At 67.2% G+C, this 11715-nt stretch carries 16 protein-coding genes and 1 other RNA gene; 5 read left to right on the top strand and 12 right to left on the bottom strand.

All coding sequences use genetic code 11. From position 1 onward, the window contains the following. Positions 1–112: 112 nt before the first annotated feature. Positions 113–1054, top strand: coding sequence for a YiiG family protein (locus PEM_RS14045; protein ID WP_111129424.1), 942 nt, complete (start codon positions 113–115; stop codon positions 1052–1054). Between the two features lie 102 nt (positions 1055–1156). Here the strand turns inward: PEM_RS14045 and PEM_RS14040 are convergent, their stop codons facing one another. Beyond that, positions 1157–2029, bottom strand: coding sequence for an ion transporter (locus PEM_RS14040; protein WP_069139259.1), 873 nt, complete (start codon positions 2027–2029; stop codon positions 1157–1159). Positions 2030–2092: 63 nt separating this feature from the next. Here PEM_RS14040 and PEM_RS14035 point away from each other — a divergent pair, with 63 nt between their 5' ends. After that, on the top strand, positions 2093–3319 hold the full coding sequence (locus PEM_RS14035) for an acetylornithine transaminase (protein ID WP_053497478.1): 1227 nt from the start codon (positions 2093–2095) through the stop codon (positions 3317–3319). Positions 3320–3372: 53 nt separating this feature from the next. Here the strand turns inward: PEM_RS14035 and PEM_RS14030 are convergent, their stop codons facing one another. Then, positions 3373–3975, bottom strand: a complete 603-nt coding sequence (locus tag PEM_RS14030) for an HAD-IA family hydrolase (RefSeq protein ID WP_005419017.1) — start codon at positions 3973–3975, stop codon at positions 3373–3375. 123 nt (positions 3976–4098) lie between these two features. On the opposite strand from PEM_RS14030, the gene azu reads away from it, so the two are divergent. Continuing rightward, positions 4099–4548, top strand: a complete 450-nt coding sequence (gene azu / locus PEM_RS14025; RefSeq protein ID WP_005419015.1) for an azurin — start codon at positions 4099–4101, stop codon at positions 4546–4548. A gap of 101 nt (positions 4549–4649) precedes the next feature. Here the strand turns inward: azu and hemL are convergent, their stop codons facing one another. After that, positions 4650–5939, bottom strand: coding sequence for a glutamate-1-semialdehyde 2,1-aminomutase (gene hemL, locus PEM_RS14020; protein WP_095377969.1), 1290 nt, complete (start codon positions 5937–5939; stop codon positions 4650–4652). 16 nt (positions 5940–5955) lie between these two features. Next, entirely contained in the window at positions 5956–6582 is a 627-nt protein-coding gene (thiE, locus tag PEM_RS14015) for a thiamine phosphate synthase (RefSeq protein WP_005419011.1), read from the bottom strand. A gap of 34 nt (positions 6583–6616) precedes the next feature. Here thiE and PEM_RS14010 point away from each other — a divergent pair, with 34 nt between their 5' ends. Continuing rightward, complete coding sequence (locus tag PEM_RS14010; RefSeq protein WP_080104347.1) at positions 6617–6841, top strand: rubredoxin; 225 nt, start codon at positions 6617–6619, stop codon at positions 6839–6841. 40 nt (positions 6842–6881) lie between these two features. Here PEM_RS14010 and PEM_RS14005 read toward each other — a convergent pair whose 3' ends face one another. The 8 genes from PEM_RS14005 to PEM_RS13970 form a co-directional block, all read right to left on the bottom strand. After that, positions 6882–7727, bottom strand: a complete 846-nt coding sequence (locus tag PEM_RS14005) for a SirB1 family protein (RefSeq protein WP_005419007.1) — start codon at positions 7725–7727, stop codon at positions 6882–6884. 135 nt (positions 7728–7862) lie between these two features. Then, on the bottom strand, positions 7863–8309 hold the full coding sequence (locus PEM_RS14000; protein ID WP_005419005.1) for a DUF192 domain-containing protein: 447 nt from the start codon (positions 8307–8309) through the stop codon (positions 7863–7865). A 21-nt stretch (positions 8310–8330) separates the two neighbouring features. Continuing rightward, complete coding sequence (gene rpiA / locus PEM_RS13995; protein ID WP_005419003.1) at positions 8331–8978, bottom strand: ribose-5-phosphate isomerase RpiA; 648 nt, start codon at positions 8976–8978, stop codon at positions 8331–8333. 23 nt (positions 8979–9001) lie between these two features. Next, positions 9002–9481, bottom strand: coding sequence for an EVE domain-containing protein (locus tag PEM_RS13990; RefSeq protein WP_005419001.1), 480 nt, complete (start codon positions 9479–9481; stop codon positions 9002–9004). Beyond that, positions 9478–10071 (bottom strand): 5-formyltetrahydrofolate cyclo-ligase, encoded by a 594-nt coding sequence (locus PEM_RS13985; protein ID WP_032954483.1) that lies wholly within the window; start codon positions 10069–10071, stop codon positions 9478–9480. Before PEM_RS13985 ends, PEM_RS13990 begins: the two co-directional genes overlap by 4 nt. Positions 10072–10154: 83 nt before the next feature. Further along, positions 10155–10340: non-coding RNA, 6S RNA (ssrS, locus tag PEM_RS13980), on the bottom strand. A 153-nt stretch (positions 10341–10493) separates the two neighbouring features. After that, entirely contained in the window at positions 10494–10790 is a 297-nt protein-coding gene (locus PEM_RS13975) for a cell division protein ZapA (protein WP_005410899.1), read from the bottom strand. Beyond that, positions 10787–11008 (bottom strand): TIGR02449 family protein, encoded by a 222-nt coding sequence (locus PEM_RS13970; RefSeq protein ID WP_005418996.1) that lies wholly within the window; start codon positions 11006–11008, stop codon positions 10787–10789. Before PEM_RS13970 ends, PEM_RS13975 begins: the two co-directional genes overlap by 4 nt. Before the next feature lie 154 nt (positions 11009–11162). Here PEM_RS13970 and PEM_RS13965 point away from each other — a divergent pair, with 154 nt between their 5' ends. Next, entirely contained in the window at positions 11163–11711 is a 549-nt protein-coding gene (locus tag PEM_RS13965) for a UPF0149 family protein (RefSeq protein ID WP_005418994.1), read from the top strand. The last annotated feature ends 4 nt before the right edge of the window (positions 11712–11715 follow it).

Genomic DNA, 11715 nt, shown 5'->3' with positions numbered 1-11715 from the left:
AGGCATGACACGCCCTGCAGCCCCGAATGCCAGCACCTTGCCGAGGTGCTGGAGCGCGCGCTCGCGCCATGCATGACGATGCCTGCAGTTTTCACTTGTGCAAGGAACTGATTTGAATGCATCCACACGCCTGATTCCTGTTCTCCTGCTCTGCGCGCTGGCCGGCTGCAACAACCCGGCCGGGCTGGCTGTCGCCGATCCCGGGTTGGAAAAGGTGAACGCCTATATCGAGTGCTACAACGGCGTCGAACAGCCCATCCACGAGGGTTTCCAGACCTACACCGGTTGGATGAAGGATCCCGAAGCCGGTCCAACCGGCAAGGAAGCGCAGCCGCGCTCACCTGGCAAGGTGTTGTCGCACCGGGTCGAGCACTGCGGCCAGCCGTTGAGCGAGGCGCTGGCAAAGGCCCCGGCGACGTCGCTGGATGCGGCCGCGCGGCAGTACCAGCAGGCGTTCCTGGCGCTGAACACCCTGATCGAGCGCGCCGATGGCTATTTCACCCGCGAGGACTATCGTCGCGATGGTGGTGAAGGGATGCGCAGCCAGCATGCCCCGCTGATGCAGGCCTATGCTGATTTCTTCAAGGCCAGCGAGGCGATGGATGCGGCGCTGGAAAAGAACGAGAACGATCGCCGCGCCGCCCAGCTGAAGCAGATCGAGGAAAGCGAAGGCCGCTCGCTGGCGTACTACCATCTGCGCCTTGTCGGCGATGGCAAGCAGCTGGCAATGGCGTTCCAGGGCGAGGCACCGGACGTTGCGGTGTTGCGCGGCCAGCTGGCCGACTATCAGGCGCTGGTGACGGAAATCCAGAACGGTGGTGTCGGCAAGGACGACCCGATGTGGGGCCATGTGCAGCGCTCGGCCGACAAGCTGGTGCGTACCGCCGGGCGCGGAGTCGAGCGCCTGGAACAGGGCAAGCCGATCACCGCCGATGCGCTGGCCGCCGAGCGCAAGGCGTCGGGCAGCTGGCTCACCACCGACCCTGAAGGCGCACAGTCGACGATTCTGGATGCCTACAACGACCTGGTGACCACCAGCAACCGGATGCGTTGAGGGCGATCCACGCAGGGCGTGGATCTGCCCACGGTAGCGCCGGGCCATGCCCGGCGCGCACCCTGTTGGTCCGGTAGTGCCGGGCGTTGGCCGGCATGTGCCTCAATGGCTGAACGCATCCGGCAGCTGGCCACCACACTTGCGGCAGTGCCGCGCATCGGGTTCATGCCCCTCCAGCCCGCAATGCGGGCAGCCGCGGGCATCGCGGCGCGCGGCCAGTTCGGCTTCGCGCATGGTGCTGGCCAGTTCGGCGGTGTAGATGCCGGTCGGCACGGCGATGATGCTGTAGCCGATCAGGATCAGCACCGAGGTGACGAAGCGGCCAAGCACGGTCTGCGGCACGATGTCGCCGAAGCCGACCGTGGCCATGGTCACCACCGCCCAGTACATGCTGGCCGGGATATTGGTGAAGCCGTGTTCGGGGCCCTCGATCACGTACATCAGCGCCCCGGCGATGATGGTGATGGTGATCACCGTGAACAGGAACACCAGCACCTTGCGCCTGCTGCGCCACAGCGACGTCATCAGGACGCCGCTTTCCTCGATGTAGCGGGTCAGCTTGAGGATGCGGAACACGCGCAGGATGCGCAGCGCACGCACCACCAGCAGGCTCTGCGCGCCGGGGATGAACATCGACAGGTAGGCGGGCAGGATCGACAGCAGGTCGATGATGCCCCAGATGCTCACCGCGTAGCGCAGCGGTCGCTTGACCACCGCCAGCCGCAGCAGGTACTCGGCGGTGAAGATGATGGTGAAGCCCCATTCCAGGATGTACAGGCCGGTGGACCACTCGGCATGCAGGTGCTGCACGCTGTCGATCATCACCACCAGGATGCTGGCGACGATCGCCACCACCAGGATCAGGTCGAAGTTGCGCGAGGGCCGCGAGTCATGGCGGTAGATGATGTCGAACCACCGACGGCGCCAGCCGGTCTCGGTGGCGGGGTTGAGCTGGGGGGCGGAAAACGGTCGCATGGGCGCATTGTGCCGCAGGGGTTCCGGCGCGAGAATGGGCATTCCTGAACCCTGCCGACTGCCATGACTGCCGCGACCGATCCGCTGATCTCCCTTTCGCACTACTACCTGCCGGTCTACAAGCCCCGCCAGGTGGTGTTGGAGCGAGGGCAGGGCGCCCGCGTGTGGGACAGCCAGGGGCGTGAGTTCATCGACCTGGCCGCCGGCATCGCCGTGTGCGGCCTGGGCCACAATGATCCGGACCTGGTGGCCGCGCTGGTCGAGCAGGCCGGCAAGCTCTGGCACACCAGCAACGTGTTCTACAGCGCGCCGCCGCTGCACCTGGCCGAGGAACTGGTGAAGGCCAGCCGCTTTGCCGAGCGCGTGTTCCTGTGCAACTCCGGCGCCGAAGCCAACGAAGTGGCGATCAAGATGGTCCGCAAGTGGGCCTCCAGCCAGGGCCGTCCCGCCGACAAGCGGGTGATCATCACTTTCCGTGGCAGCTTCCACGGCCGCACGATGGGCGCGGTGACCGCCACCGCCCAGCCGAAGTACCAGGAAGGCTACGAGCCGCTGCCTGGCGGCTTCCGCTACATCGATTTCAACGATGAGGTGCAGCTGGAAACCGCGATGGCCGCCGGCGACGTGGCGGCGGTGATGCTGGAGCCGATCCAGGGCGAGGGCGGCGTGATGCCGGCCAAGTCCGGTTTCCTCAAGCGCGTGCGTGAACTGTGCGACCAGCACAACGCACTGCTGGTGCTGGACGAGATCCAGGCCGGCATGGGCCGTACCGGCACGCTGTTCGCGCACTGGCAGGATGATGTGGTGCCGGACATGGTCACCCTGGCCAAGGCACTCGGTGGCGGCTTCCCGATCGGCGCGATGCTGGCCGGCCCGAAGGTGGCCGAGACCATGCAGTTCGGCGCGCACGGCACCACCTTCGGCGGCAACCCGCTGGCCGCTGCGGTGGCCCGCGTGGCACTGCGCAAGCTGGCCTCGGCGGAGATCGCCGCCAATGTCAGCCGCCAGTCGAAGGCGCTGCGCGATGGCTTTGCCCGCATCAACGACGAGTTCGGTGTGTTCAGCGACGTGCGTGGCCGCGGCCTGATGCTGGGTGCGGTGCTGGGCAAGGACTTTGCCGGCCAGGCCGGGGCGATCCTCGACCATGCCGCCGAGCACGGCCTGCTGACCCTGCAGGCCGGCCCGGACGTGTTGCGCTTCGTGCCGTCGCTGAACATCACCGACGAAGAAGTGGCCGAAGGCCTCAAGCGCCTGCGCGCAGCGATTGCTGCGTTCATCGCCGCGCGCTGACGCCCCGGCGCTGGGGTCGGATCCCTCTCCTGCGGAGAGGGCTCTGACCCCGATCAGCCCACCGCGTATCGCTTCAACACCTTGCCCAGCCCTCGGCCATCGCGCACGGTTTCCGCGTGCAGGCCGGCGGCGCGTGCGCCGCGCACATTGGCGAACAGGTCATCGACGAACAGCGTGCGCGAAGGCGCCACGCCGAGGGCCTCAAGCGTGCGCAGGAAGACCTCCGGTGCGGGTTTGCGCAGGCCGAAATCGGCGCTGCAGAACACGCGTCCCTGCAGCGCAGGGAACAGTTCCGGCAGCAGGATGGGCAGCGCCTGCACCATCAGCGCGCCATTGTTGGTCAGTACCGCCAGTGGCAGCTGCAGGACCTGCAGCCGCTGCAGCACCGCGTGCTGCGGATGGCTGGCCGCCTGGCGTGCGGCGATCCAGCTGGGTACATCGACGGTCCTGCCCAGGCACTCCCCCAGCCGCGCCAGATAGGCCGGACCCTGCAGCGTGCCGTTGTCATGCGCCGCTTCCAGTCCGCTGTCGAACAGCGCCGCCTGCACTGCGGCAGGGGTAACATCCAGTACCTGCGCCAGGTGCAGCACGCGCTGCGCGCGCTGGTACTGTACCAGCACGCCGTCCACATCCAGCAGCAACAGGTCGATCCGCATCGGTCGAGCATGCCATTGCAGTGAGTGCGCGGGAAACCCTGGAGTGGGCATGCGACAGACGGTCGCAGACGCGGCCGCAGGGGCCTGCCTAGAATGGCGCTTGAATCCGCAGGAGAGGCAACGATGAAGGCTTGGTGGGTGGCAGTGGGACTGGGCGCGCTGATGCTGGCGCCGTCGGCGATGGCGCGGGTGTGTGCAGTGAGCATCGACAGCACCGACCAGATGAGCTTCAGCACTCGCGAGATCAAGCTTGCCGCCGACTGCACTGCCGTGGACCTGACCCTGCGCCACACCGGCAAGCTGGCCGCTACCGCGATGGGCCATAACTGGGTGCTGACCCGCACTGCCGATTACCAGCCGGTGGCACTGGCAGGCATGCGCATGACCCTGGCCGACAGCTACCTGCCGAAGGCTGACAAGCGCGTGCTGGCGCACACCAAAGTAATTGGTGGTGGCGAGACCACGCGCGTGCGCTTTTCCACCCAGGGCCTGCAGAAGGGCGGCGACTACACCTTCTTCTGCTCGTTCCCCGGCCACTTCGCGATGATGAAGGGCAAGTTCGTCTTCGGTTGAAAAAAGGGGACGGAGGGGATTAAGTCGTTTGTGCATAAACGACTTAATCCCCTCCGTCCCCTTTTTGTGCCAACCAAGGTTGGCACCTACCAGAGGGTGTCTCAGCCCTTGGCGGCCTTGAATGCCACGCGTGCAGCGGCGAGGGTGGCCTCGATCACGGCATCGTCGTGCGCGCTGGACAGGAAACCGGCCTCGTACGCCGACGGCGCCAGGAACACGCCCTGCTCCAGCATCGCGTGGAAGAAGCGGTTGAACGCTGGGATGTCACAGGCGGTGGCCTGCGCATAGGTCTCCACCTTCTCACTGGTGAAGAACAGCCCGAACATCGCACCCACGCGGGTGGTGGTCACCGCCACGCCGGCTTCGGCGGCGGCCGCTTCCAGGCCGGCGCACAGGCGTGCGGTGCGCTCGGCCAGGTCGGCGTGGAAGCCCGGCTGCTGGATCAGCTCCAGCATCGCCAGGCCAGCGGCCATCGCCACCGGGTTGCCGCTCAGCGTGCCGGCCTGGTAGATCGGGCCGGCCGGGGCGATCTGCTGCATCAGCTCGCGGCGCCCGCCGTAGGCGCCCACCGGCATGCCGCCGCCGATGATCTTGCCGAAGGTGGTCAGGTCCGGGGTGATGCCGTAGTGCGCCTGCGCACCGCCGAGGGCAACGCGGAAGCCGGTCATCACTTCGTCGAAGATCAGCAGCGCGCCGTGTTTCGTGCACAGTTCGCGCAGGTGCTGCAGGTAGCCCTCTCGCGGCGGGATGCAGTTGGCGTTGCCGACCACCGGTTCGATGATCAGGCCGGCGATGTCATCGCCCTGCTGCTCGAACAGCGCAGTGGCCGCTTCGAAGTCGTTGTAGGGCAGGGTCAGGGTCAGTTCGCTCAGCCCGGCCGGGACGCCCGGCGAGGTCGGCACGCCCAGGGTCAACATGCCGCTGCCGGCCTTGACCAGGAACGAGTCGCCGTGGCCGTGGTAGCAGCCTTCGAACTTGACGATGCGGTTGCGGCCGGTGGCGCCACGCGCCAGCCGGATCGCCGACAGGGTGGCCTCGGTGCCGGAGTTGACCATGCGCACCATCTCGCACGACGGCACCAGGCGGGTGATGGTCTCGGCCATGGTGACTTCGGCCGCGCATGGCGCGCCGAACGACAGGCCGTTGTCGATCGCCTTCTTCACCGCCTGGCGTACCGCCGGATGGTTGTGGCCGACGATCATCGGGCCCCAGGAGCCGACGTAGTCGATGTAGCGGTTGCCATCGACGTCGTACAGGTAGGCACCGTCGGCGCGTTCAACGAAGAACGGCTCGCCGCCGACCGACTTGAACGCGCGCACCGGCGAATTGACGCCGCCCGGCAACAGCTGCTGGGCGCGGGAGAACAGGGCGTGGGACTGGTCGTGGTTCATGGGGCTTTCCTGGGCATTACGCGAACTGGGCGAGGTAGGCGCGCTGGGTCGCGACCGGGTCTTCGGCGGCGAACACGCTGCTGACCACGGCGACCAGATCGGCGCCGGCGTCGATGATGGGACCGACATTGTCCGGCGTCAGGCCACCGATCGCCACCCGCGGCACGCCCAGTGCGGCGCTTTGCCGCAGCAGGTCGGTATGGGCGCGGCTGGTGGTGATCTTGGTGGTGGTCGGGAAGAACGCGCCGAAGGCCACGTAGCTGGCGCCGGCGGCCACGGCCCTCTCGGCATTGGCCAGCTGGTCATAGCAGGAGGCGCCGATGATGGCCTCGGGGCCGAGCAGGGCGCGCGCGCTGGGGATGTCGCCGTCGGTGCCGCCCAGGTGCACGCCCGCCGCGCCCACGGCCTTGGCCAGCGCCGGGTCGTCGTTGACGATCAGCGGTACGCCGTGGTCTGCGCACAGTGCCTGCAGCGCGGTGGCCTGCTCCCGCCGCAGCGCGTCGCTTGCGGTCTTGTTGCGGTACTGCAGCCAGGTGGCGCCCGCGGCCAGCAGCGGCGCGGTACGGGCCAGCAGGCGTGTGGTATCGGGCTCGTCCGGGGTGATCAGGTAGACGCCGCGGGGCGCCGGGGAAGCAGAAGTCATCGATGGCTACCGGTGAGTGGACCGCGATGGGACAATGGCGGCCCGTGAATCCAGTCCTGATTATCCGATGAGCGATGCCACCCCCACCACCTTGCGCACCTGGATGTGCGTGGTCTGCGGCTTCCTGTACAGCGAAGCAGAAGGCTTGCCGGAGGAAGGCATCATGCCAGGGACGCGCTGGGAGGACATTCCCGAGACCTGGACCTGCCCGGATTGCGGGGTGACCAAGGCCGATTTCGAGATGGTCGAGGTCGATTGATGAGGGTAGGTGTGGACTGTCGGTCCGCACACCGCCTCCCTCAATGCAGCCGCGGCATCGGCCCGCCGAGGTCGATCAGCTTCTCGCGCAGCCACTGCGCGTCGCTGGCTTCCGGGTTGCGCTTCAGGTACTGGCCCAGATCGTGGCGGGCACCGGCCAGGTACTCCAGCTGCAGGTAGGCCAGACCGCGGTCGCGCAGCGCATCGTCCTGCTCCGGGGCCAGCTTCAGCAGGCGGTCGGCACTGCGCGCGGCGCGGTCCCACTCGCCGGCTTCGGCATACACGCCGTGCAGGTTGCGCAGCATGCGCATCAGGATCGCGCGCGCGGGTGCCGGGTCGAGGATCTGCGCCAGCACCTGGTCGTCGGGCATCTGCCCGCCCAGGTGTGACTTGGCCCGCTCGCGCAGTTCGTCCACGTCCAGCGGCCGGCCACCGTTGAACGGGTCCATCACCAGCACGCCGTCGTCCACCGGCAGGCGCACCAGGAAGTGGCCGGGGAAGGACACGCCATCGAGCGGAATACCCAGCCGGCGCGCGACTTCCATCTGCACCAGCGCCAGCGAGATCGGGTTGCCCAGGCGGCGCTCGAATACCTGGTTGAGGTAGCTGTTGCGCGGGTCGTAGTACTCGTCGTGGTCGCCGCTGTAGCCCAGCTCGTCGAACAGGTGGCGGTTGATCGCCGCCATCTTCAGCGGGCTGTTGTCGATGCTCTCCACTTCCGAGCGGAGGTGCTCGACATGGCTCTGGATCAGCGCGTCGTAGGTGGACGGCTGCAGATCGGGGTATTCATCGCGCGCGATCAGCAGCGCGGTCGGCAACAGTGGCAGCGCCTCGTCTTCGAGGTCGGCCAAGGCATCCCAGTCGGGGAGTGTGATCCGGTCCTGCATGGCCACAGACTGGCGTCATTCGCAGGCGGTTTCAAGCGGTGTCGCGTGAAAAATTCAGGGGTCAGATCCCTTTCGCTTGCGAAAGGGATCTGACCCCGGTCGGGTTGGATTGCCGGCCAGCGGCCGGCACTACCGTTATTTTTCGATGCCCGGACCGAATTTCAGCTCCGTGCCGTCCTTGAGCTGCAGCTTCTCGGCCTGGCCGGCGTTGAGTTCCAGCACATAACGCGCCGGGCCGCCGCTGGGATAGGGCGGGCACATGTCGCCGGCCGAGCACGGCGGTACGTCGCGCTGCTGGCTGACCAGCTTGCGCTGGCTGTCGAAGTAAAGGATGTCCAGCGCGATTTTGGTGTTCTTCATCCAGTACGCCTGCATTTCCTCGCGGTCGTGGATGAACAGCATGCCGTGGTCGGCCGCCATCTGGTCGCGGAACATCAGCCCGCGCGCGCGGGTTTCATCGTTGGTGGCCAGCTCGACCTGGTAGCGGGCGCCGTCCAGCTCGACCCAATGGCGGGCCGCGTCGGTGGCGCAGCCGGCCAGGGCCAGCAGCGGAAGCATCAGCAGCGAACGCAACAGCGACATTGTCAGGATCCTTGGGAAGGGTCAGAGCACGACCGGCGGCTCGCCACCGACGATCACCACATCGGCGCGACGGCGCGCGAACAGGCCGACGCAGACCACGCCCGGCAACTGGTTGAGCTCGCGCTCCAGCTTTTCCGGATCGGTGATCTGCAGGTTGTGGATGTCCAGGATCTGGTTGCCGTTGTCGGTGACCACGCCCTCGCGCCAGGTCGGCTGGCCGCCGGTCATGTCGCGGATCTGGCGGGCGACCAGGCTGCGCGCCATCGGGATCACTTCCACCGGCAGCGGGAACTTGCCCAGCACCGGCACCTGCTTGCTCGGGTCGACGATGCAGATGAAGCGCTCGCTGGCCTCGGCAATGATCTTCTCGCGGGTCAGTGCGGCGCCGCCGCCCTTGATCAGGCACTTGTTCGGGTCGCACTCGTCGGCGCCATCGACGTACAGCGACAGGTTGCCACTGTGGTTCAGCTCGATCACCTCGATGCCGTGCTGCTTCAGGCGTGCGGTGCTCTGCTCGGAGCTGGACACGGCTCCCTTGATGCGGTGCTGGATGCGGGCCAGGGCATCGATGAAATAGGCCACGGTGGAACCGGTGCCGACACCGACGATCATGCCGTCTTCGACGTACTCGATGGCTTTCTCGGCGGCCAGGCGCTTGGCTTCGGACATGGGAAGAACTCTCAGGCGGGGAATCAGGATTTCTTTTCCAGCGACAGCAGCAGCTTCCACTGCGCGGCGGTCACCGGGAACACCGACAGGCGATTGCCCTTGGCAACCAGCGGGAAGCCCTCGCCGAGCTCGTCAGCGTGCAGCTTGATCTCGTCCAGCGCGATCACCTGCTTGAGCTTGCGGTCGAAGGCCACGTCCACCAGCATCCAGCGCGGGTTTTCGCGCGTGCTCTTGGGGTCGTGGTAGTCGGATTTCGGGTCGAACTGGGTGTCGTCCGGGTAGGCTGGGCTGGCGACGGTGGCCAGGCCGACGATGCCGGGCACCTTGGTGTTGGAGTGGTAGAACAGGATGCCGTCGCCCACCTGCATGCCATCGCGCATGAAATTGCGCGCCTGGTAGTTGCGCACCCCGTTCCAGGGTTCGACCTTGACCTTTGCCAGGTCATCGATGGAGAAGGCGTCCGGTTCGGACTTCATCAGCCAGTAGCGCTTGCGGGCGGTCATGCGTTCACGGGGGCAGCGGAGGGGAACAGGGTGCCGTCTTCGGTGCAGATCGCATCCACCGGCACGTCCCACGACGCCACCGGCAAGGACTCGACCTGCTGCACCGCGAACGCAGCACCGACCAGCCAGGGCGGCGCCGGCCGGTCGTGGCGGAAGGCGAAGCTGCGATCATACCAGCCGCCCCCCATGCCCAGCCGGCGGCACTGTGCGTCGAAACCCACCAATGGGGTCACGACCAGCGCCATCCGTTCCGGTTCCAGGGTGTCTTCCACGGCCACGTCCGGCTCGGGGATGCCATAGCGGTTGCTGGTCAGCGGCTGCCCGGGCCGCCATGGTGCGAAGCGCAGCACGTCGCCGGCCAGCACCGGCAGGCAGTAGGTGAGTCCTTCGGGCAGCTGCAGCTGCCAGCGGTGCAGGGCGATTTCGCCATCCAGCGCCCAGTAGCCGGCCACGGCGCCTTCGCGCGGGGCGAACGGCAGGGCGAGCAGGGCATCGGCAAGCGATTCGGCGGCGGCGATGCGCTCACCAGCGTTAAGGTCACGGCGGCGTTGCCGCAGGTCGTGGCGCAGGGCCTGGCGCGGGTCGGTCATGGCAGCGAGCGGCAAGGATCAGCCGTCATTGTGCCGGAAAGAACAAGGGCGACGCCCGAAGACGCCGCCCTTGCTGGAATATTGCATTCTCCGCAATGTCGATGCATGCGAAACGACCTTGAACCCGGGGGCTCAAGTGGGAACGCTGGAGAACCATCGGGCTTCCCGCTACAAGGCGGACCTGCACTCCCGGCGCTGTCGCGCTCCCGGTGTCGTTCTTAAGGGACAAGGCGAATGTTTGCACATGCTGTCGAGTACCGCAGAGAACGCGTGGCCATTATAGCCAGCACGCAGGATCTGGATAGGCCGTTCGTCGGCAACAGTCCGTGCCAATTCAGACAAGCGAAAAGGGGACGGAGGGAATTAAGGCGTTTCCAGCACGGAAGGGGCGAATGCGCCTTAATTCCCTCCGTCCCCTTTTTCTATGGGGTGCCGTCGATGGCGCGGTCCAGGCGCCGGTTCAGGTCGGCCAGCGTCTGCTGCAGCGCCACGGCCTGGCGGGCGTTCTCGTCGCGCAGCAGCTGCAGTTCGTGGGCCAGGTTCAGCGCGGCCAGCACGGCGACGCGGTCGACGGCGGCCATGCGGTTGCTGCCGCGGATCTCGCGCATGCGCGCATCGAGCAGGCGCGCAGCAGCCATCAGGCTGTCGCGTTCGTCGCCGCCGACGCCTACGGTGTATTCACGATCGAGGATGCGGACACTGACCGGTTCGGCGCTCATGTGTGCTGCTCCAGGGATTTGAGCCGGCTGATCATCGCTTCCACCCGCGAGCGCGCCTGTTCGTTCTTGGCCAGCAGCGTCGAGCGCTCGGCCACCAGCTGTTCCTGCTGGTGGCGCAGGCTGCGGTTCTCCTCGGCCAGGCGCTGGTTGCGTTCAAGCAACGCGTCCACGCGGGCGGCAAAGTCCTGCAGCTGGGCAAGGGGATCGGCGGGTTCCATGCGGGCACGATAGGCAAGCCGGGTGAGGGCGGTCAAGCGCTGTCGCAGCAAGGCCGGACGGCCACGAGAGGATGACGCAGGGTTGCTACACTACAGGGTCTCACGGGCGCGCGCGTGCGCACCCCGGGTTTCCTTATTCCGAACGAGCCGCACGATGACCGAACTTCCCTCCGTCGACGACGTTACCCGCGCCAGCCAGGCGCTGGGCCTGGGCGCTACCGCTGCCGAGCTGCACGGAGCGCTGTGCGGCTGGCTGGCCGCCGGCGGCGCCCCCGGCAACGATTGGCCGGCGCGCGTGCTGGCCGACGACACCCTGCCACCGGTGGCCGCCGACAGCGTGCTGGGGCAGCTGCTGCAGGCCACCATCAAGCAGCTGGAAGACCGCGACTTCGCCTTCGAACTGCTGCTCGCCGACAGCGACGACGTGTCCGCGCAGGCCGATGCCATGTTCAGCTGGACCCGCTCGTTCCTGGGCGGCTTCGGCCTGGGCAGCGGCGGCCGCCGCCCGGCCCTGTCCGAAGAGGGCGAAGAAGCGCTGACCGACATGGCCAGCCTGGCGCGTGCGTCCAGTGAGGATTTCGAGGCCGGCGGCGATGACGACGACGAAGCCCTGTCGGAGATCGAGGAATTCATCCGCGTGGCGGTGCTGCTGCTGCACGGCGACGTGGTGCTGGCCGCGCGCCATCGGCAGCGCCTGAACTGATGGA

Origin of the sequence: Stenotrophomonas sp. Pemsol (assembly GCF_003586545.1) — a bacterium.
In the GTDB taxonomy this organism is placed as follows: domain Bacteria; phylum Pseudomonadota; class Gammaproteobacteria; order Xanthomonadales; family Xanthomonadaceae; genus Stenotrophomonas; species Stenotrophomonas sepilia.
This window is presented reverse-complemented; position numbering and strand designations above follow the sequence as displayed.

Bases quoted from the DNA above. Each gene is read 5' to 3' on its own strand.
- PEM_RS14040 (WP_069139259.1), bottom strand. From the start codon at position 2,029: ATGCGACCGTTTTCCGCCCCCCAGCTCAACCCCGCCACCGAGACCGGC.
- PEM_RS14035 (WP_053497478.1), top strand. From the start codon at position 2,093: ATGACTGCCGCGACCGATCCGCTGATCTCCCTTTCGCACTACTACCTG.
- PEM_RS14030 (WP_005419017.1), bottom strand. From the start codon at position 3,975: ATGCGGATCGACCTGTTGCTGCTGGATGTGGACGGCGTGCTGGTACAG.
- azu (WP_005419015.1), top strand. From the start codon at position 4,099: ATGAAGGCTTGGTGGGTGGCAGTGGGACTGGGCGCGCTGATGCTGGCG.
- hemL (WP_095377969.1), bottom strand. From the start codon at position 5,939: ATGAACCACGACCAGTCCCACGCCCTGTTCTCCCGCGCCCAGCAGCTG.
- thiE (WP_005419011.1), bottom strand. From the start codon at position 6,582: ATGACTTCTGCTTCCCCGGCGCCCCGCGGCGTCTACCTGATCACCCCG.
- PEM_RS14010 (WP_080104347.1), top strand. From the start codon at position 6,617: ATGGCGGCCCGTGAATCCAGTCCTGATTATCCGATGAGCGATGCCACC.
- PEM_RS14005 (WP_005419007.1), bottom strand. From the start codon at position 7,727: ATGCAGGACCGGATCACACTCCCCGACTGGGATGCCTTGGCCGACCTC.
- PEM_RS14000 (WP_005419005.1), bottom strand. From the start codon at position 8,309: ATGTCGCTGTTGCGTTCGCTGCTGATGCTTCCGCTGCTGGCCCTGGCC.
- rpiA (WP_005419003.1), bottom strand. From the start codon at position 8,978: ATGTCCGAAGCCAAGCGCCTGGCCGCCGAGAAAGCCATCGAGTACGTC.
- PEM_RS13990 (WP_005419001.1), bottom strand. From the start codon at position 9,481: ATGACCGCCCGCAAGCGCTACTGGCTGATGAAGTCCGAACCGGACGCC.
- PEM_RS13985 (WP_032954483.1), bottom strand. From the start codon at position 10,071: ATGACCGACCCGCGCCAGGCCCTGCGCCACGACCTGCGGCAACGCCGC.
- PEM_RS13975 (WP_005410899.1), bottom strand. From the start codon at position 10,790: ATGAGCGCCGAACCGGTCAGTGTCCGCATCCTCGATCGTGAATACACC.
- PEM_RS13970 (WP_005418996.1), bottom strand. From the start codon at position 11,008: ATGGAACCCGCCGATCCCCTTGCCCAGCTGCAGGACTTTGCCGCCCGC.
- PEM_RS13965 (WP_005418994.1), top strand. From the start codon at position 11,163: ATGACCGAACTTCCCTCCGTCGACGACGTTACCCGCGCCAGCCAGGCG.